This window comes from Gayadomonas joobiniege G7 (assembly GCF_000300815.1).
GTDB lineage: Bacteria > Pseudomonadota > Gammaproteobacteria > Enterobacterales > Alteromonadaceae > Catenovulum > Catenovulum joobiniege.
Map to the genome: position 1 here is coordinate 80,636 of NZ_AMRX01000007.1, position 23,580 is coordinate 104,215.

The following is a 23,580-nucleotide window of genomic DNA, read 5'->3' on the forward strand; positions in this document are numbered from 1 at the left end:
ATTATGTGGTTAGCGACTAATACAGGGTTTCAAAGAACTCTGTATCTGTGTAATAAACCACGATTAAGTCACCTTGTTTTTCTAAGGTAGCAACCAGTTTGTCAGCGTCATTTTGATTTCGGATTTCACCCACAATATAACTCGCATCATCATCGCCTATGGTATCTGGGTATAAACCGTTTTCATCATAGGTCAATGCCAGCCCGTTGCCATTTGTGATTGAATTATGAATTGTGACGCGGCTTTCATCATCGGTATCAAAAAACAGCACTAACTGGCTATTGTTATCATCTAGCTCAGCGTTTAGTGTCACTGTATCTTTGCCAATTCTAGTCAACATCACTGTCACTTCACCCTGTGATCGTACTGATGGGTTTGCGAAAAAGCTAAGAGATGCGGTTAAATTTAACCAGTTATTGTCATCTTCTAATTCAAAATTTATGTCTAACTCATCTAAATCGTTAACCACAATAGGTTCAGGTAGGCGATGAGTTGCAGCATTTGCGATGGTTAAACCAAAGGTTGCTGCAATGGTATCTTTTGAATTGACGGTAAATTCCCCTTCAGCGGTGATACTGCTGGGTAAATACATATCGAACATTTGCTGATCGCCATCTTTATCTTGCAAGGTTAGCTGGCGGCCTTTAAGTAAACGAATGTCTAAAGCGCCGTTAAAACGAACACTGTCATTCAGTTTACCCGGAACAGCGTTTTGCATTAACTCAATTTTACCCGATAAGTCATGTTGCAGTACTTCATGTTCGGCTTCAGTTTTATGCGCGGCGCCTGCGACCGTTATGATAAATTGTCCTTGCTCTATCGTCACTTTGGTACTCCCTGCATTCAACTCGGCGGCTATCCGTGCCTCGACTTTACGACTGACGTCAGTATCGCTCGCTTTTGGCAGTTGAATGCCAGTTTCACCAATTAAAGTGACACCATCTTGTGCTAGGTTGACAATAAAGCTGGCTTCATCGTTGGCTAGTTCGTTGATCTCTATGACACCAGTAATAGAGTCGTCATAGACAGCTATATCTTGACTGTTGAACTGACGTTTGTCGGTTTTACCTTCATCAATATCGGTAAAAATTTGATTCAATAGATTAACCACATCACCAATCATTTTAAGATTGGTTAACTCTTCTTCAAACACTGGCGCGGCAACATCTAAAGTGTTAAATAAATCTTCGGTATCATTTGCGAGATCTCGAGGCAATTCAAATTTATCCGGAAATAAATAAGCGCCCCAAGTTCGCACGTCCTCAATCATTTCGCGTGCTGCATTCGTTTGATCATTACTATCAATTTGCACCGTAACCAAAGCTTCTTCGATAATGCCAGAATCTGTAGTGACCCTGTATTTAACCGAGTCACTGCCACTTGCATCACCAATTGGGCGATAGCTGAGCAGACCCGCTGAGGTCACACTAAGCTGCCCCTTTTCGGTGGTTAAACTGGTCACCTCGGTGTCACCATCCAGCAAGGTAACCGAGCCAACTGGACCACTAAACTTATCGTTTTCTAAAAGATTAATATCAGCAGTAACATATTGATTAAGCGTTAAACTATCGTCTATCGCATCGGTAACTGGATTAATGGTATACGCAAATGTCCCTGCTTCAGTTTCGCCAGTACCTTCAACGGTCACGGTATAAACCAAAGTATCAGTACCATTATAATCTGCAGCCGGTTGATAGCGAATTTGGTTATCGCTGGTCACAGTGGCTTGGCCGTGCTGAGGTAAGCTTGTTATTGAAACACTCGCGATGCTATCGGCTGCATGGCTGCCAATACTCCGAGTATCTGAATCGTCTTCATCAATGGTGATATCTGCATCAAGCGTATCACGCACAGGAGTAACGGTAATATTAACCACTTCACTACGGGTTTGACCCAACGCAGACACTGAATATGTAAAAGTATCAGTGCCATTAAAGTCTGGATTTGGCGTATAGGTGATTTTACCATCGGCAATCACAGCTTGACCATGCCCAGCTTGAGATACTTGAGTTAACTGAACAGCAGCTGTATCTGTATCCGCATTTTTGATCCTTAAAGTATCATTCGCAGTTGGATCAAAAGTAATAGCACCGTCTTCCTCTACCGTTTTATTATCCACTAAAAGGCGGCCCACTAATACAGGTCCTGTGACCGGTACACCAATCTCACTTGGATCTAATGCTTCACCGCTGCGTCCATCAGCTTGGCCCGCTTCAATCAGCTCATTGATTTCGCTGATGGTCGCTGAAACTATATTATTGACAGCTTGGCTTAACTCAATTTTATTTTGAAATACTTGATTAATTTCAGCCACTGCCGCCTGTTTCTCTGTATCTGATAAATCAGATTCGTTCACCATATTGACCAACAACTGGGCCAGTTTGTCGTTTAGTTCTTTTATTAGGTCAACCGTTTCTTTTAATGTTAATCGCTGCTCATCATCACTCCCTGTGATTCGAACTTTGATCGTGCCCATATTATCCGCAATATCTTGACTGGACGACTGCATAAATAAATTAAAATCTGTACTTGCAAAAGCTTTTGCCGCAACAACAGAACCCAATAAAGCGGCTTGGTATGACTCTATTTCATCAAGTGTTTTGATCGACTCAATATCCGTTAAATCGATTACCGGAAGCTGGGTGGCATCTATCCCCTCACCTAAACCAAAAATCTCAGCAACTTTAGAGTTTACAGCAGCAATAACATGGCTGACGTCTAAACTCGGTGCTGCATCGATAGTTTCAACGGCTAATTTAGCAGCAATATTGGTTAAAATATTCACATTATTGCTTAAAACCGCTTTGTCTTCGCCGTCTTCGTGCGTCAACATACTAATAGCCGCCAAACTAAATCCAGATGGTACCGCAACCTCATCCCCAAATTGACTGTCACCGCCACACCCAGCAACCACATCACAAGCCATTAGAGTGCCATCAACTGCCGAGACTTGGATATAAATAGGACCTTCGTAAGCTTCCATGATTTGCAACATAAAGCTGCCATCATCATTTGTTTTAACCGTTACAGGCTCGGTTTGTAATGCTTCACCTTTGTTTCCATCAGCGGATAGTTTATACACACTCACCACTGCATTTTTTAATATGCCTTTGACCGCTGTACCACTTATCTCAGCTGTTGCCACTGGCGTTGGCGTTGGCGTTGGCGTCGGCGTAGGTGTCGGTGTTGGAGTCGGTGTCGGAGTCGGAGTCGGCTCGACAAATTTTGGATCATCTGAGCCAATAAAGTTACATGCAGACAATGCCCCCGTGGCTAAACACATGAGTAGGCTTGTTTTAATTTGACTTGCTACTTTCATTGTAAATATCCTAATAACCTAATTAATAACAACTAACGAAGTTAGCTGAGTGAGCTTTGTCATGCATGCTAACTGAACAAGGTTGCAATTGGGTTAAACATTCATGTCAGTGATTGTTCATTTTAATAACACCTCAACCAGTTCACCTTTGGCTTTTGCCACTTGTTTAGGATAGCGTAAAATGAAACAATCATAACCTGTTAAGGACGTTAAGGCGCCAGAGCCTTGTTGTTTAAGAGGTTTGACCGCCGAAATAAGATTGTTTTGGTAAATAAATAGTGCGCGAATATACTCTAAGCGTATTTTTCCAGCAGATAAATCTGCAGCTAATGGCAATTGAATAATGTTTTCATTTCTGGCTTGCTGACCCGCTGCTTTTAGCAAGCCAGCTAAAGCCAATTGCTGAAAAGTCACCGCAGCCGATACGGGATTCCCAGGCAAACCAAAAAATAACGCCTCGCCAATCTGGCCAAAAGTAAAAGGCTTGCCGGGTTTGATGGCTACTTTATAAAAGTTCACTTGCCCTATTTGCTCAAGTACTTGGCCAGTATAGTCAGCGTCCCCGACTGAGACACCACCCGAGCTAACGATAGCGTCACATTCGGCGGCGGCCAATTGCAACACTGCACTTAATCGTTCTGGGTTATCCTCAATACAGCCATAGTCTCTTACATCAAACCCTTGTTGCTTAAGGTAAGCCGTGAGCATAGGCCGATTGCTATCATATATTTGACCAGGCTCCAGCTTAGTGCCCACCTCTTTTAATTCGTTGCCCGTGGTCACAACAGCGACAGTTAAAGGTTTAAATACTTTGACTGTTTCAACACCCGCTGCGACCATTAATGCGATATCTTGGGGTTGAATTTTGTGTCCACCAGTAAATAACACTTGTTCTTGAAGAAAGTCTTCACCGCGACATCGAATGTTATTGCCACTAGGGACAGCCTCTTTTAAATAAATGTTTTCTCCATCGACCGAGACTTTCTCTTGCATCACAACTGCATAACTTCCGCTCGGGACTTGAGCGCCGGTCATAATTCTGGCACATTGCCCTGCCTGTAATTGAATATTTGTGTTTTGTCCTGCATAAACTGTAACAATACAGTGGTATCCTCCGTCAGCATTGGCTTTTTTGGCCAACGCATAGCCATCCATGGCTGAGTTATCGTACGGTGGGTTATCCGTTTTAGCATAAACAGATTCAGCTAATATTTGGTTAAGGCTATCAATAACAGCCAGTGTTCGGGTCGCAGCTTTCGTTGAGATTGCCGCCAGCATTTGCTGTTTAGCGACTGAAATTTCAGTCATTGACGTATTGTTATTGCGCATTAGGTTCTCTCTTGTCATCTAATTGAGTAAAAACAAAAAGTAGTAGTCGGACAAAATAAAAATATGAATATTCTTGCAAATGTATCGATAAAAAATCGAACGTATCTAAATATGCTGGTGACTTTTTTGGGCATATTGTCACTGATTAGTGTTCTGTTATTTGAGTTTAACGCGCTGCTCAGATTAAATAAAACGCTAACTGAAATTGCTGGCCTCGAAGCCAAAGTTAATCAGCTTAGAAACTACGAAAATACTTTTTTGATGGAAAAAGATTTAGCTGCTAGCAAGCACTTTGCTGATCAACAGACACAATTGCAGCAAAGTGTAGCTGAAATTGACAGCGCATTAGCTGAGTTTTCGATCACTAGATTACCATTAGATTATTTTGCTCAGCAAACTTCAGAGTACCAGCAACTTTTTAATCAGGTGGTTCTTAAACAGCAGCAAATAGGACTGAATCCTACTTCCGGTCATTATGGCGAATTACGTGCAGCGGTTCATACCGCAGAGGATAAAGTGACAGCGCTTTCTGAATACCAATTGCTCAGTCTTATGTTACAGCTAAGACGTGCCGAAAAAGACTTTATGTTACGGTTAGACAGAAAATACCTCGATAGATTCTACAATATCATGCAAGAATTTCGTAATACCTTAGCCGTTCAGGTCGTTGATGCCTCTGAGCGACAAGATATTGATCAATCGATGCAAGTATACCAAAACAACTTTGAAAATCTGGTTAAAGCACAAACGCTCTTAGGACTTTCGATGCAATCGGGTCTACTTGGTGATATGAGCAAAGTCTATCAAAAAACCCAGCTAAGCTTACATGAACTCATTGCTAAAACAGAAACGGCTATTGCTGAAAAACATCAAACAACCTTAAAAACTGCAATTAGCATGTCTTTATTGGTGGCTTTGGTGATCATGCTACTCGGCTTTTATTTTTCTCGCCACATTGTGCGCCCCATCAATCAGTTGTGTGAGACTATTAGCCGCATCAAAGCCCAAAACGATTTAACACTTAGGATTGAGCTAAACGGTAATAACGAAATTAGCTATCTAGCACAGAGATTTAACGAGTTGCAAAACGACTTTTTAACGGCTATCCGCAGCATCCATGGCTCAACAGATGAACTGAGAACAGCTGCGGAGCAATTAAATGAAATGACTCAGCAAACTCAAAACTCAACGGATAGTCAACAAGCCGAAGCAGATCAGGCTGCGACCGCCACCGACCAACTGCAATCTACAGTGGCAGAGATTGCTCGGAATACGGACCTTGCCGCCAATAACGCCAATACAACGGCTAACCTTGCAAATGAAGGCAAAAAACAAGTAGCACTAACAGTTGGTATGATCAGCTCGCTAGCCGACAAACTAAATTCTGCGAACGGTGAAATTAAGAGTCTCGAAGAAGATAGTCGCACCATAGGGACGGTATTAGAAGTGATTCGGGGCATTGCAGAGCAAACCAACTTATTGGCGTTAAATGCAGCGATAGAATCAGCTCGGGCCGGTGAGCAAGGTCGTGGTTTTGCTGTGGTTGCAGATGAAGTCAGAAACTTAGCAATGCGCACACAGGAGTCAACTAAACAAATTGAGGGCAATATCGATAGTTTACAGCAACGTTGTAGCGATATTGTTGAAATGCTCAAACATTGTTTAAAAGACAGTGATGACTCGGTCAGCGAAGTGCATCAAGCCGATCAAATGCTAACGCAAATTAGCCAGGAAACCCAGTCAATATCGGATATGAATACCAGCATTGCAGCATCAATTGAAGAACAGAATACAGTCACAGGTGAGGTCAGTCGTAACGTAACGACAATTAGAGATATTGCTGTTGATATTCATCAGATGTCGAACAATAACTCAGAGATCGCAGCCACTATCGATAAAAACCTAGCCGATTTAGCCAACTCTGTCGCTAAATTTAAAGTTTCATAAATTGAATGATAACCAGCCGCTAAGACAGCGGTTGGTTATCTGGTTCATTCGACACTTCATTTATCAAACGCCGTAACCAAATATGACTCGCATCATGGTGCAATAAAGGGGACCATATCATATCCAATTTAATTTCTGGTAGCTCAAAGGGAGGCTCTAAAATCACTATGTCGTCGTTAGTCCGATAATTTAAGGTCGCTCTGCGCGGCACTGTTACCATCATTTTTTTAGCAAGAGCCAGTTGAATAGCAACATGATAATTACGGGTAAATACTCGGATTTCACGCTGTTTACCTATATTTTGCAGCTTCTCATCTACCCAACCGAGTTTAGCGACATCGGATGGATCCATCCCTAAACCAACCCCGAAGCCTGTTTTGCTCACCCAAACATGCTGACTCTGGCAGTAAGCATCTAAACCCCAATTATGGATCACTGGGTTGTCTTTATGAGTTAAACAAACAAAACTATCGGACCAGATTACTTTTTGATGAAAAGACAAAGGCAAATCATCAAAACGGTTAATCGCCATATCAATTTTGCCTTCTTCAACGTCATGAAAAGTAACGTCACTTGGGGTCATTATATCTAAGGTCACCTTAGGTGCTAGCTCTTGCAAACGAGATAACAATCTTGGTAAAAGGGTAGATGCAGCGTAATCACTCGCCATGATCCTAAATACCCTTTCACTACTGCCTGCGTGAAAGGCACCCGATGGATTTAACGCCTCTTCTAAATCTAACAAAATACGGCGAACGGTCGGCTGCAGTTTACGGGCTTTTTCTGTCGGCAGCATGCCATCAGAGGTGCGTACCAAAACAGGATCGCTCAACAACTCGCGCAAACGCTTAAGACCATTGCTCATGGCCGGCTGTGTGATACCTAATTGCTGTGCAGCTCGGGTAACGTTTTGCTCGCGAAGGAGCACATCAAGGTAAATAAGTAAATTCAGATCGATTTTAGATATATTCATAAAATAAATAGATTAGCGAAAGGGCATCGAAAGTATGAATACTACAACAATTGTGTAGATTTTCAATCTTTGTAAAAACAAAAAGCCACCTAAAGGTGGCTTTTTAACAATTAAGATTCTTCCGCGTCGTCTTTTTTATACTTAGCAGCGGTTTCTTCGACTAAAGGTTTTAACTCACCTTTTTGGAACATTTCTAAAATAATATCGCAGCCACCAATGAGTTCACCATCAATCCATAACTGAGGAAAAGTTGGCCAGTTGGCAAACTTTGGCAACTCAGTTCGGATATCGGGATTTTGCAAAATATCAACGTATGCAAAAGGCTGTCCACAGCTCATCATAGCTTGTGCAGCTTGTGCAGAAAACCCACAACTGGGTAGTTTAGGGCTTCCTTTCATATAAAGAATTATTGGATTCTCACTGATTTGTTGTTTAATTTTGTCTAAAGTTTCCATAAAAACACCTATTATGCTTACCAAATGATCAGTATTGTAAAGCATTCGGCGATGACACCCAAAAAAATCTTTTTCACTAAAAATTCACAGCAAACCTTGAATCCTGCTAATTGATCCCCAGTATGAAGTTGATAGTATAAGAGCGGGCAAACAATGCCCGGCCCACTCATTAAATTGAGTGTTTTATTTCAATGAAACGCTAGCCAAAAACGGAGAAAGACTTATGGCATTTGAATTACCAGCACTGCCTTATGAAAAAAATGCGTTAGAGCCACATATTTCAGCTGAAACGCTTGATTTTCACCATGGCAAACACCACCAAACCTATGTCACTAAATTAAATGGTTTAGTAGAAGGCACAGATTTGGCCAACAAATCATTAGAAGAAATTATCAAAACTTCGACTGGTGGTGTATTCAATAATGCAGCGCAAATCTGGAACCACACTTTCTATTGGAACTGCTTAAGCCCAAATGGTGGCGGCGAGCCGACGGGTCAAGTTGCAGAAGCTATTAACGAATCTTTTGGTTCTTTTGAAGCGTTCAAATCAGAGCTTAATGAAAAAGCAGTTAATAACTTTGGTTCTAGCTGGACTTGGTTAGTTAAAAACCCTGATGGCAAATTAGCTATCGTCAATACTTCTAACGCAGCCACCCCGTTAACTGACGAAGGAGTCAAGCCGTTATTAACAGTTGACTTGTGGGAACATGCGTACTATATCGATTACCGTAATGCTCGTCCTAAATATTTAGAAGCTTTCTGGGCATTAGTAAACTGGGATTTTGTTGCTAAAAACTTAGCATAATCAAATTCACCACCTAAAAAAGGCGCTTCTAGGCGCCTTTTATGTTTGTACTTATTTATTTGCCAATAACTTGCCTTATCCAAACTTGCCTGACTAATATTAATTTAAACATCTGTCAAAAATAACAACACCTGCACAACCCGTTTGTAAAACCGCAGCTTATTGATCCGGTTTGGGTTAGCCGCTGCTCTACCTTGGAGGCCTGTATGGGTATTTTTGAACATTACCAGCATAGATACGAGTTAAAACAAGCAGAAGAGTATTCAATTAGTGAATTTCTGAATCTCTGCAAAACCGATAAATCTGTTTATGCGAATGCCGCTGAACGTTTATTACAAGCCATTGGTGAGCCTACTATGGTAGATACCTCCCAAGTTCCTCGTTTGAGCCGCTTGTTTTCTAACCGAATCATTGCACAATATCCTGCCTTTGCAGAATTTTTTGGTATGGAAGAATCAATTGAGCAAATCGTTGCTTATTTAAAACATGCCGCACAGGGATTAGAAGAAAAAAAACAAATTCTTTATTTATTGGGTCCAGTCGGTGGTGGTAAAAGCTCACTGGCGGAAAAATTAAAAAGCCTAATGCAGGCCTGTCCTATTTATATTATTAAAGGCTCGCCGGTAAATGATCACCCACTTTGTTTATTTGATGAAGCTGAAGACGGTGAAATTTTACAACAAGAATATGGCATTCCAACCCGTTATTTAAAAACGATAATGTCACCTTGGGCACGCAAGCGTCTACACGAGTATAAAGGGGATATCAGCAAATTTAGAGTTATCAAAGTGTTCCCTAACATATTAGATCAAATAGCCATCGCAAAAACAGAACCCGGTGATGATAATAATCAGGATATTTCCACTTTGGTCGGCAAAATAGATATTCGTCGGTTAGACGAATATGCGCAACACGATCCAGATGCCTATAGCTATTCAGGGGCATTGTGCCGTGCCAACCAGGGGATTATGGAATTTGTTGAAATGTTCAAAGCACCGATAAAAGTACTCCACCCCTTACTCACGGCAACCCAAGAAGGTAATTATAATCCGACCGAGGGTATGTCAGCGCTGCCATTTGATGGCATTATTCTGGCCCACTCAAACGAGTCTGAGTGGCAAAGCTTTCGGAATAACAAAAATAATGAAGCCTTTTTAGACAGAGTTTATATTGTAAAAGTCCCCTACTGCTTACGTATTTCGGAAGAAATTAACATTTATAAAAAGTTAATCGAAAATAGCGAGTTAAAAAACGCTCACTGTGCACCGGGTACATTAGAAGCCCTAGCCCAATTTTCGGTATTGTCACGCATCATACGTCCTGAAAACTCTAGTATTTATTCAAAAATGAGGGTCTATGATGGTGAGACGTTAAAAGATACAGATCCTAAAGCTAAATCATATCAAGAGTATCGCGACTTTGCCGGCGTAGATGAAGGGATGCAGGGTTTATCCACCCGCTTTGCATTTAAGATATTATCTCGTGTATTTAACTTTGAGCATGCTGAAGTTGCAGCCAACCCAGTGCACTTATTTTATGTTTTAGAACAGCAAATTGAACGTGAGCAGTTTAACAAAGAAACAAGCGAAGCTTATCTAGAATTTTTAAAAGAATATCTGATCCCTGAATACGTGAATTTTGTTGGGAAAGAAATTCAAACCGCCTATTTAGAATCTTATTCTGAGTATGGCCAAAACATTTTTGACCGATATGTCACTTATGCTGATTTTTGGATTCAAGATCAAGAATACCGAGATCCAGAGACAGGCCAATTATTTGATCGCAGTGCGCTGAATAATGAATTAGAAAAAATTGAAAAATCAGCGGGCATCAGTAACCCTAAAGATTTTCGCAATGAAATCGTGAACTTTGTATTACGCGCGCGTGCGAACAATAACGGGCGCAACCCATTGTGGACTAGTTATGAAAAGTTGCGGACTGTGATCGAGAAAAAAATGTTTTCGAATACCGAAGATCTACTTCCTGTTATCTCATTTAATACTAAAACCTCGTCCGATGATCAGAAAAAACATGAAGATTTTGTTATTCGAATGATGGAAAAAGGCTATACCCGTAAACAAGTTAGGTTATTATCCGAATGGTATTTAAGAGTTAGAAAATCGTCTTAACGCAGGTCTGGAGGACTTATTATGAGTCATTTTATCGATCGGCGTTTAAACGGTAAAAATAAAAGTACGGTGAACCGCAGAAGGTTTTTACGCCGCTATCAACAGCAAATAAAAAAATCGTTATCTGATGTTATGAACCAGCGTAGCGTAACTGATCTAGATTCGGGTAGTGACATTAGCATACCACGGAAAGATATCAGTGAACCTGAATTTAGACTGGGATCTGGAGGTCAAAGGGATCACGTACATCCAGGAAATGACCAGTATAATGCCGGTGACCAAATTGCCCGCCCGAAACAATCTGGCAACGGCCAAGGCCGAGGCCAAGAAGCTGACAACAAAAGTGATGGCCAAGATGAGTTTGTTTTTCAATTGAGCCGTGACGAGTATCTAGATCTATTATTTGATAACTTGGCCTTACCTAATTTAAAACAAACCGATGAAAAGCAAATAGTTGATTATCAAACGTCCCGTGCCGGTTATAAAACGACGGGCACTCCATCAAATTTAGACGTCGTGCGCTCGTTTAAAAATTCACATGCACGACGGATTGCGTTGGGCAATAAGTTAAAAAAACGAATCAAAGCACTGACAGCCGAACTGACGGAGCATAACTGTGAAACAAAAAAATATCAGTTAATTAATAGTGAGATAACGCATCTAAAGAAAAAATTAGCCGCAATACCTTTTATTGATGAACTCGACTTAAGATATAAAAACTTTCAAAACCAACCAATTAAAGCCAGTAAAGCAGTTATGTTTTGTTTGATGGATGTATCTGGTTCTATGGATCAAAACACTAAAGATATTGCCAAACGTTTTTATATTTTACTTTATTTATTTTTGACCCGAAGCTATAAAAATGTTGAAGTCGTTTATATTCGTCATCACACACAAGCCAAAGAAGTCGACGAAGAAACTTTTTTTTACTCGAGAGAAACCGGCGGCACTATCGTATCAAGCGCATTAGATTTAATGAGTCAGATTCAGCAACAAAGGTTTCCAGCTGAACAGTGGAATATTTATGCCGCGCAAGCATCTGATGGCGATAATTGGGCGGATGATTCCCCCAATTGCAGTCGCTTATTAAAAACCCAAATACTGCCACTGTGCCGATACTTTAGCTATATTGAGATCACACAGAGACCACATCAATCTCTATGGCATGAATATCAAAGGCTAACCTGTGACTACCCACATTTTGCGCTCGCACATATTCGCCAGGCCGACGACATTTACCCTGTTTTTCGTGAATTATTTAAACAAAAGTCTGAGTGAGGACCCGTCTATGCCGACCCAGCCCAAACCTCTTAATGATGGTCCTGACTGGACATTTGCTTTGTTAGAAGCCTACCACGAGCAGATAAAACGCGTTGCAGAGCACTATCAATTATCAACTTATGCAAATCAAATCGAAGTGATCACCGCTGAGCAGATGATGGATGCCTATTCTAGTATCGGAATGCCGATTGGTTATGCCCATTGGTCGTACGGAAAACGATTTATACAAACCCAACAAAACTATCAAAGAGGTCAGATGGGCTTGGCCTATGAAATTGTCATTAACTCAGATCCCTGCATTGCCTATTTAATGGAAGAAAACAGTATCACAATGCAAGCGTTAGTGATGGCCCACGCAAGCTACGGCCACAATTCCTTTTTTAAAAATAACTATTTATTTACCAGTTGGACTGATGCTGCCTCCATCATTGATTATTTATTATTTGCAAAAAACTATATTGCTGAATGTGAACAAAAATATGGCATTGAAGCCGTTGAACAAATAATAGATTCATGCCATGCATTAATGAACTATGGTGTTGATCGCTACAAACGCCCTCAAAAGATATCCATTGTTGAAGAACAGCGGCGACAAAAAGAGCGCGCCACTTATTTACAAAGCCAAGTTAACGACTTATGGCGTACCATTCCGAACAAAAATTATAATCAACAACAATCTAAACAACGGTTTCCCCAGGAACCAGAAGAGAACCTTCTATATTTTATAGAAAAAAATGCGCCCTTATTAGAATCTTGGCAAAGAGAACTGGTGCGGATCGTGCGTAAAACAGCACAGTATTTTTATCCACAAAAACAAACTCAAGTGATGAATGAAGGTTGGGCTACTTTCTGGCATTACACCATTTTAAACCACTTGTATGATGAAGGCTGGTTAACAGATAAGTTTATGTTAGAGTTTTTGCATAATCATACCAATGTGATTTACCAACCACCATATAACCATAAATTTTATTCTGGCATTAATCCCTATGCGCTCGGTTTCAACATGTATATGGACATCAAAAGAATTTGTCAGCAGCCAACCGCGGAAGATAAACATTGGTTCCCCGATATTGCCGGTCAGGATTGGTTGCAAACGCTCCACTTTGCAATGCAAAATTTTAAAGACGAAAGTTTTATTAGCCAGTTTTTATCACCAAAATTAATGCGTGATTTTAAATTATTCCAAGTCCATGATGACGCGACCAAAGATTATGTAGAAATTGCAGCAATTCATAACGAATCAGGCTACTTAAATATACGATCCCAATTGTCTAAACAATATAATTTGAGTTTACAAGAAGCAGATATTCAAGTGACTGATGTCGATATAAGCGGTGATCGTTCGCTGACGCTGGTTTATAGGGCCAACCAAAACATTCCTCTTGATCAGCAATACAATGAAGTCATGAAACATCTGTATAGATTGTGGCAGTTTGATGTGAAGCTAGTTCAACAACTTGCTGACGGCAGTGAGAAATTGCTAGCTCGCTGCCCAACCATGCAAGAAAAAGTTATCATAGATTAGGTTCGGCGGGGGCTCGCATCGATTCTGCAAGCGGCGGCATATTGGATCTGAACTTTTGGAAAATTACCGCAGCTTCATAGCCATATTCGCGAATCAACCCAGACACCGCATCTGCATTACCGGTTTCTGCTAATTTTGCCAATTCGTCATAATAAATACTGACTCGATCACGCGCTTCTTGGTGAGAAAAATAAAAGTTGCCCAATTTAGTATGCAAACATTTAAAACCATTAAAAATTAATACATAAATTAGGTTGTTTGACGCCATAGTGAGTGCATGGTGAAGTTCATAATCAAACGCGGTAAAAGCTTCGCCTGTTTGCTCAATTTGGCGCCGATTATTTAATACTGCGGCAACTCGCTCAGGATCATTTTTTAATGCTGCTGTCGCATATATCGCAGATATATTCGTGCGCGCTGAAAGTAGATTATCAATGATATTGTCACTATTATGTACATCTAAGCGGAAGATGGTTTCTAAAATATTCAGGCCTGAAGTCTGCCAAATATCATTGACGACCGTTGATTTGCCATGCTGGATGGTCAGCCAACCGTCGCGCGCCAAACGCTGCAAAACTTCACGTAAGGTTGTTCTGGTCACACCAATTTCTTCGGAGAGGTCTCGTTCAGCAGGCAATACTGAGCCTGGTGCATATTTCCCATTCCAAATCGATTCTACTAGATAGGCTTCGGCAAATGCCGCTGGGCTATTCGCTTTAATATACATAGATTACCCCTTCGCACATAAATAAACTGAACGCCTTTTATTTCAGTTTAGCAAGAGTTAAGTTTACAATTGTTTTTTATTTTATTTTTTGAATACTAAGTGAGTTCATATCCACTTTAGTTTAACACTATTTTTAGCTTCTATTAAAAGTAACTTTTAGCATGCAACTATTTTCCAAAATCTCTGGTTCTGGTGAACCACTTGTCATCCTGCACGGTTTGTTCGGTCAAGCCGATAACTTAGCTGTATTAGCAAAAGCTGCAAGTCAGCATTATAAAGTTATCCAGTTTGACCTGCGCAATCATGGCCAATCACCACACCATGATGTGCTTGATTACGCTAGCATGGCCAATGACGTTTTAACAAGCCTAAACTCGCTTGATATTCAACACTGCCATTTGTTCGGCCACTCTATGGGCGGCAAAGTAGCGATGCAACTGGCGCTCAATCAGCCAACTCTCGTTCGCTCACTGATCATTGAAGACATTGCACCCGTCACTTACCCGGATCGGCACAGCCAAATCATAAAAACACTTAAGGCCATTAATATCAATACGATCAAAAACCGCCAACACGTATTGAATGAATTGAGCGAATCAATTGATGACGCGACCAGTCAATTTTTGCTAAAAGGTTTGAAAAAATCGCACGAACAGTGGCATTGGCAATTTAACTTGACGGCGATAGAGCAAAATTACCACAATATTTGTGCATTTCCCCGGCACTCAAAACAATTTAATCGCCCGACCCTCTTTATCAAAGGGGGCCTTTCAGATTATATTACACAAAATAATTATAATAGTATTGATAATTATTTTCCTTTAGCTAAATTTAAGATTATTCAGGGCGCGGGCCATTGGGCACACGCCGAAAAACCCAATATTATGAATAAGATTGTATTGGATTTTCTGCAAAAGCAGGCGGAATAAACAAAAATATGTTAAAGTTGCCGACTTATTTTAACTGCGGTTTAATTTATCGGGTTATTCGATATGACTTTTGAGCAATTCGAAACCTTGAGCTTTTATTTTGCCCTGTCTGGCCTGTTTTTATTAATCGGCTTGGCCATTCGGGATGTATTAAAAACCGGCGACGTCCCCTTATTTGGACGCATTATGGTCTGGGGTGTATTATTCTTGGGCTGTGCTGGATTTTTGGCAAAAGGTTTAATTCAAGTATTTTTTAGTTCGTGAGAAGAGTGAGACATTCATGGCTGTGGTAGGTTTATTTTTTGGAAGTGATACAGGCAACACCGAAGCGGTTGCCAAAATGATACAAAAACAATTGGGTAAAAACCTGGTCGACGTACATGACATTGCAAAATCCAGCAAGGATGATATTGCCCAGTATGACTTTTTAATTTTTGGTATTCCCACTTGGTATTATGGGGAAGCCCAGTGTGATTGGGACGACTTTTTCCCAGATTTAGAAGAAATTGACTTTAACGATAAAATCGTTGCTATATTCGGTTGTGGTGACCAAGAAGATTATGCTGAGTATTTTTTGGATGCCATGGGCATGATTCGAGATATCGTAGAAGCTAAAGGCGCAACTTTAGTGGGTTTGTGGCCCACCCAAGGTTATGATTTTGAAGCTTCAAAAGGCTTAGCGGACGATGATCATTTTGTTGGTCTCGGCATTGACGAAGATCGCCAACCTGAACTTACAGACGAGCGCGTCGAGGCTTGGTGTAAACAAATTTATGGCGAAATGTATCTGTCTGAATTAGCCTAAATTTTTAGCCATTGATCAGCATCAATTGGCAAAAACCTACGTTCAATAAAGCGAGCTTTGGCAAAATCCACTATCTTTAAGGTACCTTGGATCGAACCGAGCTCGTTTTATGACAAATGCTGCAACAACTGCTTTATTATTATTGGGCGGTGGCGCCAGAGCTGCTTATCAAGTCGGTGTATTAAAAGCAATATCGCTACACCAACCGCATAATAAAAGCCTCCCGTTTAAAATTCTATCGGGTACCTCAGCAGGTGCAATGAACGCCGCAGCCCTTGCCTGTTACGCCTCATCTTACCCATTAGCAATTAAAAAGTTAGAGTGGGTCTGGAAAAATTTCACCACTGATAAGGTCTATACCAGTAATCTAAAACACTTTTACCGCGCCGTTTTATTAAACCTAAGCCAAGCTACAAATAAGATGACCTATGAGCAGTCTATCAGTCTGTTAAACAATCAACCTCTGATTGAGCTATTAGATAAAATGCTTGACTTAAACCGCATCAAGCAGCACATCGAAAAAGGGCATTTGAACGGTATCAGCATCACTGCATCTGCTTACTCAAGTGGTGATTCAGTCAGCTTTTTTCAGTCGCATAACACTATTAAAAATTGGCATCGAGCAAAAAGACGTGGCATTCAATGCCAAATAAAGTTACAACATTTATTAGCCTCAACGGCAATTCCTATGTTATTTCCTTCCGTTGCAATTGATGATGAGTATTATGCCGATGGATCGGTTCACCAATACAGCCCGCTGAGTCCAGCGATCCGTTTAGGTGCACAAAAAATCCTGATTATTGGCATGGATCAACCGCCCCCGCAGACCATGGTGCAAAACCAACTTGCTCCGACTGGGGGGGCTATTTTAGGTCATTTGTTAGACAGTATATTTGGCGAGGCGTTAACCCTTGATATTGAACGCATGCATCAGGTTAACCAGACACTCCCACTATTAATTAGCGGAGCGCAAGCAAGTTTAGGTTATCGAAAAATCGATGCACTTCAGATACACCCCAGCCAGGCTTTTAATGATATTGCGGCCCATTATTATAACAAATTGCCATTTTCGGTTAGAACGCTGCTGAGAATACTGGGAATAAATAAAGCCACTGCTGCAAATTCTAGTTTATTAAGCTATCTGTTATTTGAAGCAGAGTTTTGTCGTGAACTCATTGATATCGGTATCCAGGATGGTATCGAACGAAGAGATGAGCTATCTGAATTTTTACGTGGTGAATAAGCCGCCAAGACATCTCTTGGCGGCTTTTTAACAACTTATAAACTGTTAAACGTTTTCTTCAAGCAAAATACGCAACATACGGCGCAATGGCTCGGCAGCACCCCATAATAATTGGTCACCTACCGAAAATGCAGACAGATATTCGCCGCCCATGGCTAATTTACGAATACGGCCAACTGGTACATTCAGTGTCCCAGTCACTTTGGCTGGTGTCAATTGGCTTAACGTCGCTTCTTTTTCATTTTCAACAACCTGTGCCCAATGGTTATGAGAGGCCAACATGTCATTCACTTCGTCTAATGGAATGTCTTGTTTTAGCTTAATGGTAAATGCTTGGCTGTGGCAACGCATAGTACCAATACGAACACATAAACCTTCAACAGGCACAACTATGTCTGAATGACCTAGAATTTTATTCGTCTCAGCACCGCCTTTCCATTCTTCGCGGCTCTGGCCATTGCCTAAATCACTATCGATCCAAGGGATTAAACTACCCGCTAACGGCACTACAAAGTTATCGGTTGGAAAACCATCGCTGTTTAAAGTTGCGGTAACTTTGCGATCTATGTCCAAAATCGCACTCGCTGGATCGGCTAATTCAGCCGCAACTGAGGAATTTAATACGCCCATACCTTGCAGCAATTCACGCATGTGCTTAGCCCCACCACCAGAAGCGGCTTGGTATGTCATGCTAGACACCCAGTCGATGGCATTATTAGCAAATAAACCGCCTAATCCCATCATCATTAATGAAACTGTACAGTTACCACCAACATATGTTTTAACACCGTTGTGTAAACCTTGACGGATAACAGCATCATTAACTGGATCTAAAACGATAATAGCTTCATCATCCATACGTAGTGAAGACGCAGCATCTATCCAATAACCCTGCCAACCGGCTTTTCGTAATTCAGGGTAAACAGCTTTGGTATAATCACCGCCTTGACAGGTGATGATGACATCCATTTTTTTCAGCTCGTTGATATCTTTGGCGTCAATTAAAACGCCTGCGTCTGTCCCGAAATCAGGCGCTGGTTTACCAGCTTGTGAAGTGGTGAAAAATACTGGTTCAATCAGCTTAAAATCATTTTCTTCAAGCATACGGTTCATCAGCACAGAGCCGACCATACCACGCCAACCTACCAGACCTACTTTCTTCATGAAAAGATTCCTCAATGCGCTTATTTAAACAAAATTGGTTGCCTATGATACAGAAATCATCCGCTTTTAGCCAGTCTGTTACATTTTGGCATCACTCCCTTTAAGCTCTTTTAGGCAGATACTAAAGCATCAATGGTGGCTTTCGCTTCCGCCAATCCCGAATCCCGAGTCGCTTGCATATTCAGCCCTTCAGCATAAATAACATGTACTTGGGTTAAACCGATAAAAGCCAAAAAAGTTTTAACATAGCTAATTTGAGTATCTCTTGCGGTATCTTTATGTTGGCCGCCTCGGGTAGTGACCAGATACACAGGTTTATCTTCAACCAAACCCACTGGTCCTTTCTCTGTATATTTAAAGGTGGTCCCAGCTCGGGCAATATGATCAAACCAAGCCTTGAGCATCGATGGCAAACTAAAATTATACATGGGCAAAGCGATGACTATTTCATCGGCCGCCATGACTTCATCAATCAAGCGATTCGAAAAAGCAACTTGTTGCTTTTGTTGCTCACTACGCTCTTTCTGATCGGTCGCGAGCGCTTGTATCCATTTAGCATCTAAATGCGGAATGGCTTGCTCAGAAAAGGATCTGTGCGTCACCGCCAATTGTTGGCCAGCTGCTTGTTTTTGTTTAATTAAATGATCGATTAATTGAGTCGATACCCCCTGCTCTCCAAATACACTTGAATCTATGCGCAATAGCTTGGTTTTCATTTTACAACCTCTCGATGACTAAACTTTATCTCAGTAAATGCCATTATATGCTTTAAAATTTAGTTTAATGAGGCAATAATTAGCATTAATTAAACTAATTATTCGATTAATTATGAATCACAAAACAACCTTGGAGCAGTGGCAGGCATTTGTCGCCTTGGTCGAAAGCGGCAGTTTTGCACAGGCTGCAGAAAGATTAAATAAAAGCCAATCCAGTGTGAGTTATCAGATAAAAATGCTCAATCAAAATTTACCTGCGCCTGTCATTAAACAACAAGGACGCAGGGCTATAATGACGGAGCACGGCAAAGTACTGTACCGCCGAGCCAAGTTATTATTAGGATTTGCAGATTCGATTGAGAAGAATGCTGAACGCCTAGCACAAGGATTTGAAACTGAGTTGACGATTGCCATCGATGGATTGTTAAATTTGGAAACTGTTTTTCCTCGGATCGCCAAGTTTATTGACGCATTCCCGCAAACTCGATTAAAGATATTAGAAACTGTCTTGTCTGCTACTGAAGAAGCTATCTTAGAAAAAAAAGCCGATTTAGTGATCACCCCACATGTGCCTCCGGGTTTTTTAGCCACGCCATTGTTACAAGTAAAAATGCTACCTGTTGCGCACCCAGAGCATAAAATTTTTGACCTCGGGGAGCATATTACCGAAAATGAATTGCGCCGCTTTCGCCAAATTGTCATCCGTGATGCAGGGTTACGCCGCCAGCAAGATGCGGGTTGGTTGGACTCAGAGCAAAGATTAACTCTGTCCCATGCAAGCTCTTCGCTTGCAGCCGTTAGAGCAAAACTAGGATTTGCATTTTTACCAGACACCTATATCGCCCCTTTGCTCGCTTCTGGTCAGCTAAAGCGTATTCCACTCGCGAATAACGCACATAGAATTTTACCTTTGTATATAATAAAAACTGAACAAAATCATGCCGGCCCAGCCTGTTTTGCTCTGGTTGACTACTTATTAAACCAAACGGCTTAGGCCGATTCAATCAACCAGTTCATCTGGCAATAAGCCTTATCATCCATCGCTAGGGTATTTTTTATATACGCCAAACTCGCCGCCAACTCAGTATCTATTTGATATGGCGCGTTAACAATTAGCATGCCAGATCCATGCATACCGTAATCTTCTTGTTGCTCGCTAACCGCCAATTCAATTTTAAGTAAACTTTTCACTGGCAATGAGACTAATGCCTCGGCAATATAGTTGCTTTGGTCTCTCTGACGCGCAAGCATTGGGTACCAAATTAAATAAATGCCCGTTGCCCATTTTTTGATGGCTTGAGTGAGCGCAACAATCGTTTTTTCATAGTCGTCTTTTGTTTCGTAAGAGGGGTCAATCAGTACTAAACCGCGTCTCGGTTCAGGGGGGACTATCGCGTTCAAACCTTCAAACCCATCTCTGTGATGAATGGCACAGCGAGCATCATTCTGCATATTGTTTTTTAAATTGCGCACTTCGTTGTTATGCAGTTCCATTAAAATTAATTTATCTTGTGGCCTTAATAACTGTCGTGCTATTTCGGGTGAGCCGGGGTAAAAACGACTATGGCTGTCGATTAAATTAATATAGTTTGTTAAAGCAGCTGGTAAATCAGTTGGATTTTTAACCAGTTTGCTGATTCCTTGCTCAGACTCTCCCGTTTTACGTGCGTATTCCGAAAATAAATCATATAATCCGGCGCCGCTGTGGCTGTCTATATAACAAAATGGTTTATTTTTTTGCTTCAGCTTTTCAATCACTTGAACCAATACGAGATGTTTTAATACATCGGCATGATTACCAGCGTGAAAAGCATGTCGGTAACTTAACATGGTATTTATCAGTTGTCTTAAAGTGCTGTAAGCATACAGGAGTTGCTGGTTATTTTCAGCTAAGCGTTAATTTTTACAAAAATAAGTGAACTAATTTCAACAACACCCACCTAACATAGTACATTTAATTAACATAACGTTATCTTTAATGCTATGTTGGTGGTTGTGAATCGTGGATAATAATACAATTTTAGGTGGACTTGCATTAATGTTTTTATTGCCTTTCGGGAGCCATAGCGAAGAAGTTACCTCTACGTCGAGCGAACTCAGCGTAGATGATGATACAGTGAAATTGGCGCTAAAAGTTAACAAAAAGTTAATTGAAGAAGATTTAAAAGTCACTCGTCATGTCGATCGGCTGGATCTGCATTCGGTGAATGAAATTGAACCTATCATGCAGTACTACTTTCAAGAATATCTACCTGTAACAAAAGACGATGGTGAGCCAATTAATTTGGCGATAAAGTCTGCCAATGTTGAAGGAGATAGTGTTGTATTTAACTTGGAAGCACCTCTTGAAAACGCTCATGCGCTGAGTATCAATAATCGGTTATTATTTGATGCAAATGAGGATCAAGTCAACAAAGTAGTGGTAGAAGATCATAGTTACACTTTCACTAGTGCGGTGGATGAGCCGTTAATCGTTTGGCAGAAAGAAGACGATGAAACCAATATGTTTACTGCACAAGCCGTTAAGGGGCAGTTAATATAACGCCCCTTAGGTTGTATTACTCAATTAAAGCTGAATGTAGGTGGGCAACCAAAGCTTCTGCCTGATCACCAGCAGTCAATAAGCAGACATTGTGTTGGCTAGCCCCTTGGCAAATCATTCGAACCTTACAATTTTTCAGCTCAGCAAACACATTCCCCCCCGCATTTGAATCATCTTTTAAATGATTACCTATGACAGCGATTAATGACAAGCCTTCTTCAACCGAAACCTCACAGAACTCAGCTAGCTTTTGCAAAACAACAGGTGCTATGCCTTGCTGAGTTGAGTTAGCTGGATTATCTATCGTTAAAGCCACAGAAATTTCGGATGTAGTAATTAAATCAACACTAATTTTGTGCTCGGCCAAAATCGCAAAAACCCGGGCTAAAAAACCACTGGCATGTAGCATGCCAGGGCTTTTCAGTGTAACTAAAACTTGTTCACGGCGTAACGCAATTGCTCGATAAGCCGGTTTATTGGTAACCTTTTTTCTGATCCAGGTGCCGCCTTCTTGCGGCGCTCTGCTATTGCCAACAAAAACAGCTGTACCTTGGCGGATGGCTGGAATTAATGTGGCGGGATGCAGTATTTTTGCACCAAAAGTTGCCATTTCTGCAGCTTCATCAAAACTTAATTCAGCGATTGGTTTAGCATCCTGAGTCAATCTTGGATCCGTTGTGTAAATACCGCTTACATCGGTCCAGATTTGCAGTACATCAGCGGCGCAAGCTTCTGCGATTAGCGCTGCGCTATAATCACTCCCGCCACGGCCTAACGTCGTTGTCAAACCATTTTGATCGCTGCCAATAAAACCTTGTGTAACAACCACTTTATTTTGAATTAATGGCAATAACTGGGTTTCAGCTAAGGTTTTTATTTGATCGATTTGAGGTTCAGCTCGGCCATAATGATCATCGGTTTTTAGCACGGTACGAATGTCAAAGTTTACCGCATCAATACCTTGAGACTGAAAGATTGCAGCCACCAACAAGGATGACATACGCTCGCCAAATGCCTGTAACTCATCTTTTATTTGCATACTAGGCTGACTATCTAAACCAGAGACCAAGTGTTCAAGGTCAGCAAGCAAGGCATCTAATTCAGATTGCAAACTGGCTGGTTTACCGAGCTCAGTGAGTATTTGGTATTCAGTTGTTTTAATCTCTTGCAACAAAACCTGACGTTGGCTTGTTGATAGGTCCGCTTTACTTAATGCCACCAACTTATTGGTGACTCCTGATTGCGCTGAGACACAAACGATACGAATATTGTTATCCGCTTGAATAATTTTACTGCAACGCATAATTGCTTGGTGATCGGCAACACTAGTGCCACCAAATTTAGCTAAGGTAAGTTGTTTCATGATAATCTCCCAGAAAATAATTCAGGGAAAGCAAGGCTTGGAAATGAATAAATTCACTGCATCGGCCGAAAGCTCTCCACCTGTTACGGGTGACAGTCAGCTGGATTCAACCAGAGCTAACCGGAACAGCAAGTACAGTTGAGATACTTGGTTCCTCGGCGTTCATTCCCCTCAAATATCATCACTAAAGCTACACTCTTTTCCGATATTCTACCTGAACAACGCACCTCTTCCGGTCTTTGTCGGGTTTATGTCCCGTCTAAGACGGCGCGCATTAAATAGTAAACGAGATTAAAAATCAAGCATTGCTGACCTTTTTTTTGAC

20 protein-coding genes and 1 riboswitch are annotated in these 23,580 nt (G+C 41.1%); of the genes, 11 read left to right on the forward strand and 9 right to left on the reverse strand.

All coding sequences use genetic code 11. The features are described 5' to 3' along the window. Positions 1 to 16: 16 nt before the first annotated feature. Both C727_RS0112550 and C727_RS0112555 read right to left on the reverse strand, forming a co-directional pair. The gene (locus C727_RS0112550; protein WP_017445995.1) at positions 17 to 3,319 is read right to left on the reverse strand and encodes a cadherin-like domain-containing protein; all 3,303 of its coding nucleotides are present in this window, start codon (positions 3,317 to 3,319) and stop codon (positions 17 to 19) included. Between the two features lie 117 nt (positions 3,320 to 3,436). Continuing rightward, on the reverse strand, positions 3,437 to 4,648 hold the full coding sequence (locus C727_RS0112555; protein WP_017445996.1) for a molybdopterin molybdotransferase MoeA: 1,212 nt from the start codon (positions 4,646 to 4,648) through the stop codon (positions 3,437 to 3,439). A gap of 63 nt (positions 4,649 to 4,711) precedes the next feature. Between C727_RS0112555 and C727_RS0112560 the strand changes: the two genes are divergently transcribed. Then, entirely contained in the window at positions 4,712 to 6,595 is a 1,884-nt protein-coding gene (locus tag C727_RS0112560; protein WP_026052705.1) for a methyl-accepting chemotaxis protein, read from the forward strand. A gap of 19 nt (positions 6,596 to 6,614) precedes the next feature. Here C727_RS0112560 and C727_RS0112565 read toward each other — a convergent pair whose 3' ends face one another. Both C727_RS0112565 and C727_RS0112570 read right to left on the reverse strand, forming a co-directional pair. Next, positions 6,615 to 7,568 (reverse strand): LysR family transcriptional regulator, encoded by a 954-nt coding sequence (locus C727_RS0112565; RefSeq protein WP_017445998.1) that lies wholly within the window; start codon positions 7,566 to 7,568, stop codon positions 6,615 to 6,617. A gap of 110 nt (positions 7,569 to 7,678) precedes the next feature. Continuing rightward, entirely contained in the window at positions 7,679 to 8,023 is a 345-nt protein-coding gene (locus C727_RS0112570) for a Grx4 family monothiol glutaredoxin (RefSeq protein ID WP_017445999.1), read from the reverse strand. A gap of 223 nt (positions 8,024 to 8,246) precedes the next feature. Between C727_RS0112570 and sodB the strand changes: the two genes are divergently transcribed. The 4 genes from sodB to C727_RS0112590 all read left to right on the forward strand — a co-directional run bounded on the left by sodB (position 8,247) and on the right by C727_RS0112590 (position 13,766). Further along, a complete protein-coding gene (gene sodB, locus C727_RS0112575; protein WP_017446000.1) occupies positions 8,247 to 8,828 on the forward strand; it encodes a superoxide dismutase [Fe] in 582 nt (193 codons plus the stop codon). A 206-nt stretch (positions 8,829 to 9,034) separates the two neighbouring features. Continuing rightward, positions 9,035 to 10,957 carry a PrkA family serine protein kinase gene (locus C727_RS0112580; protein WP_017446001.1) on the forward strand — a complete coding sequence of 641 codons (1,923 nt, stop codon included), beginning with the start codon at positions 9,035 to 9,037 and terminating at the stop codon, positions 10,955 to 10,957. Positions 10,958 to 10,978: 21 nt separating this feature from the next. Next, positions 10,979 to 12,235: a YeaH/YhbH family protein gene (locus C727_RS0112585; protein WP_017446002.1), complete on the forward strand. Its 1,257-nt coding sequence runs from the start codon at positions 10,979 to 10,981 to the stop codon at positions 12,233 to 12,235. Positions 12,236 to 12,245: 10 nt separating this feature from the next. Next, on the forward strand, positions 12,246 to 13,766 hold the full coding sequence (locus C727_RS0112590) for a SpoVR family protein (protein ID WP_017446003.1): 1,521 nt from the start codon (positions 12,246 to 12,248) through the stop codon (positions 13,764 to 13,766). Here C727_RS0112590 and fadR read toward each other — a convergent pair. Further along, complete coding sequence (gene fadR, locus C727_RS0112595) at positions 13,756 to 14,493, reverse strand: fatty acid metabolism transcriptional regulator FadR (RefSeq protein WP_017446004.1); 738 nt, start codon at positions 14,491 to 14,493, stop codon at positions 13,756 to 13,758. The genes C727_RS0112590 and fadR overlap by 11 nt on opposite strands. A 161-nt stretch (positions 14,494 to 14,654) precedes the next feature. Here fadR and C727_RS0112600 point away from each other — a divergent pair, with 161 nt between their 5' ends. The 4 genes from C727_RS0112600 (at position 14,655) to C727_RS0112615 (ending at position 17,470) form a co-directional block, all read left to right on the forward strand. Continuing rightward, positions 14,655 to 15,422, forward strand: a complete 768-nt coding sequence (locus C727_RS0112600) for an alpha/beta fold hydrolase (protein ID WP_017446005.1) — start codon at positions 14,655 to 14,657, stop codon at positions 15,420 to 15,422. Positions 15,423 to 15,485: 63 nt separating this feature from the next. Then, the gene (locus C727_RS0112605; RefSeq protein ID WP_017446006.1) at positions 15,486 to 15,686 is read left to right on the forward strand and encodes a DUF2788 domain-containing protein; all 201 of its coding nucleotides are present in this window, start codon (positions 15,486 to 15,488) and stop codon (positions 15,684 to 15,686) included. A gap of 16 nt (positions 15,687 to 15,702) precedes the next feature. Next, complete coding sequence (gene fldA / locus C727_RS0112610; protein ID WP_017446007.1) at positions 15,703 to 16,227, forward strand: flavodoxin FldA; 525 nt, start codon at positions 15,703 to 15,705, stop codon at positions 16,225 to 16,227. A gap of 109 nt (positions 16,228 to 16,336) precedes the next feature. Further along, the gene (locus tag C727_RS0112615) at positions 16,337 to 17,470 is read left to right on the forward strand and encodes a patatin-like phospholipase family protein (RefSeq protein ID WP_017446008.1); all 1,134 of its coding nucleotides are present in this window, start codon (positions 16,337 to 16,339) and stop codon (positions 17,468 to 17,470) included. Between the two features lie 45 nt (positions 17,471 to 17,515). Here C727_RS0112615 and asd read toward each other — a convergent pair whose 3' ends face one another. Both asd and C727_RS0112625 read right to left on the reverse strand, forming a co-directional pair. Continuing rightward, positions 17,516 to 18,634, reverse strand: a complete 1,119-nt coding sequence (asd, locus tag C727_RS0112620) for an aspartate-semialdehyde dehydrogenase (RefSeq protein ID WP_017446009.1) — start codon at positions 18,632 to 18,634, stop codon at positions 17,516 to 17,518. 110 nt (positions 18,635 to 18,744) lie between these two features. Further along, positions 18,745 to 19,350, reverse strand: coding sequence for an FMN-dependent NADH-azoreductase (locus C727_RS0112625; protein ID WP_017446010.1), 606 nt, complete (start codon positions 19,348 to 19,350; stop codon positions 18,745 to 18,747). A gap of 112 nt (positions 19,351 to 19,462) precedes the next feature. Here C727_RS0112625 and C727_RS0112630 point away from each other — a divergent pair, with 112 nt between their 5' ends. Next, positions 19,463 to 20,344, forward strand: coding sequence for a LysR family transcriptional regulator (locus tag C727_RS0112630; protein ID WP_017446011.1), 882 nt, complete (start codon positions 19,463 to 19,465; stop codon positions 20,342 to 20,344). Here the strand turns inward: C727_RS0112630 and C727_RS0112635 are convergent. Further along, a complete protein-coding gene (locus tag C727_RS0112635; RefSeq protein WP_017446012.1) occupies positions 20,341 to 21,180 on the reverse strand; it encodes a 23S rRNA (adenine(2030)-N(6))-methyltransferase RlmJ in 840 nt (279 codons plus the stop codon). The genes C727_RS0112630 and C727_RS0112635 overlap by 4 nt on opposite strands. 172 nt (positions 21,181 to 21,352) lie before the next feature. On the opposite strand from C727_RS0112635, the gene C727_RS0112640 reads away from it, so the two are divergent. After that, positions 21,353 to 21,892, forward strand: a complete 540-nt coding sequence (locus tag C727_RS0112640; protein WP_017446013.1) for a DUF6702 family protein — start codon at positions 21,353 to 21,355, stop codon at positions 21,890 to 21,892. 16 nt (positions 21,893 to 21,908) lie between these two features. Here C727_RS0112640 and lysC read toward each other — a convergent pair whose 3' ends face one another. Continuing rightward, positions 21,909 to 23,255, reverse strand: coding sequence for a lysine-sensitive aspartokinase 3 (gene lysC / locus C727_RS0112645; RefSeq protein WP_017446014.1), 1,347 nt, complete (start codon positions 23,253 to 23,255; stop codon positions 21,909 to 21,911). Between the two features lie 61 nt (positions 23,256 to 23,316). After that, a riboswitch (Lysine riboswitch) is annotated at positions 23,317 to 23,495 on the reverse strand. Positions 23,496 to 23,580: the final 85 nt, after the last annotated feature.

Excerpts from the sequence above, each read along its gene's own strand:
- C727_RS0112550 (WP_017445995.1), bottom strand. The coding sequence starts at position 3,319 with ATGAAAGTAGCAAGTCAAATTAAAACAAGCCTACTCATGTGTTTAGCC.
- C727_RS0112555 (WP_017445996.1), bottom strand. The coding sequence starts at position 4,648 with ATGCGCAATAACAATACGTCAATGACTGAAATTTCAGTCGCTAAACAG.
- C727_RS0112560 (WP_026052705.1), top strand. The coding sequence starts at position 4,712 with ATGAATATTCTTGCAAATGTATCGATAAAAAATCGAACGTATCTAAAT.
- C727_RS0112565 (WP_017445998.1), bottom strand. The coding sequence starts at position 7,568 with ATGAATATATCTAAAATCGATCTGAATTTACTTATTTACCTTGATGTG.
- C727_RS0112570 (WP_017445999.1), bottom strand. The coding sequence starts at position 8,023 with ATGGAAACTTTAGACAAAATTAAACAACAAATCAGTGAGAATCCAATA.
- sodB (WP_017446000.1), top strand. The coding sequence starts at position 8,247 with ATGGCATTTGAATTACCAGCACTGCCTTATGAAAAAAATGCGTTAGAG.
- C727_RS0112580 (WP_017446001.1), top strand. The coding sequence starts at position 9,035 with ATGGGTATTTTTGAACATTACCAGCATAGATACGAGTTAAAACAAGCA.
- C727_RS0112585 (WP_017446002.1), top strand. The coding sequence starts at position 10,979 with ATGAGTCATTTTATCGATCGGCGTTTAAACGGTAAAAATAAAAGTACG.
- C727_RS0112590 (WP_017446003.1), top strand. The coding sequence starts at position 12,246 with ATGCCGACCCAGCCCAAACCTCTTAATGATGGTCCTGACTGGACATTT.
- fadR (WP_017446004.1), bottom strand. The coding sequence starts at position 14,493 with ATGTATATTAAAGCGAATAGCCCAGCGGCATTTGCCGAAGCCTATCTA.
- C727_RS0112600 (WP_017446005.1), top strand. The coding sequence starts at position 14,655 with ATGCAACTATTTTCCAAAATCTCTGGTTCTGGTGAACCACTTGTCATC.
- C727_RS0112605 (WP_017446006.1), top strand. The coding sequence starts at position 15,486 with ATGACTTTTGAGCAATTCGAAACCTTGAGCTTTTATTTTGCCCTGTCT.
- fldA (WP_017446007.1), top strand. The coding sequence starts at position 15,703 with ATGGCTGTGGTAGGTTTATTTTTTGGAAGTGATACAGGCAACACCGAA.
- C727_RS0112615 (WP_017446008.1), top strand. The coding sequence starts at position 16,337 with ATGACAAATGCTGCAACAACTGCTTTATTATTATTGGGCGGTGGCGCC.
- asd (WP_017446009.1), bottom strand. The coding sequence starts at position 18,634 with ATGAAGAAAGTAGGTCTGGTAGGTTGGCGTGGTATGGTCGGCTCTGTG.
- C727_RS0112625 (WP_017446010.1), bottom strand. The coding sequence starts at position 19,350 with ATGAAAACCAAGCTATTGCGCATAGATTCAAGTGTATTTGGAGAGCAG.
- C727_RS0112630 (WP_017446011.1), top strand. The coding sequence starts at position 19,463 with ATGAATCACAAAACAACCTTGGAGCAGTGGCAGGCATTTGTCGCCTTG.
- C727_RS0112635 (WP_017446012.1), bottom strand. The coding sequence starts at position 21,180 with ATGTTAAGTTACCGACATGCTTTTCACGCTGGTAATCATGCCGATGTA.
- lysC (WP_017446014.1), bottom strand. The coding sequence starts at position 23,255 with ATGAAACAACTTACCTTAGCTAAATTTGGTGGCACTAGTGTTGCCGAT.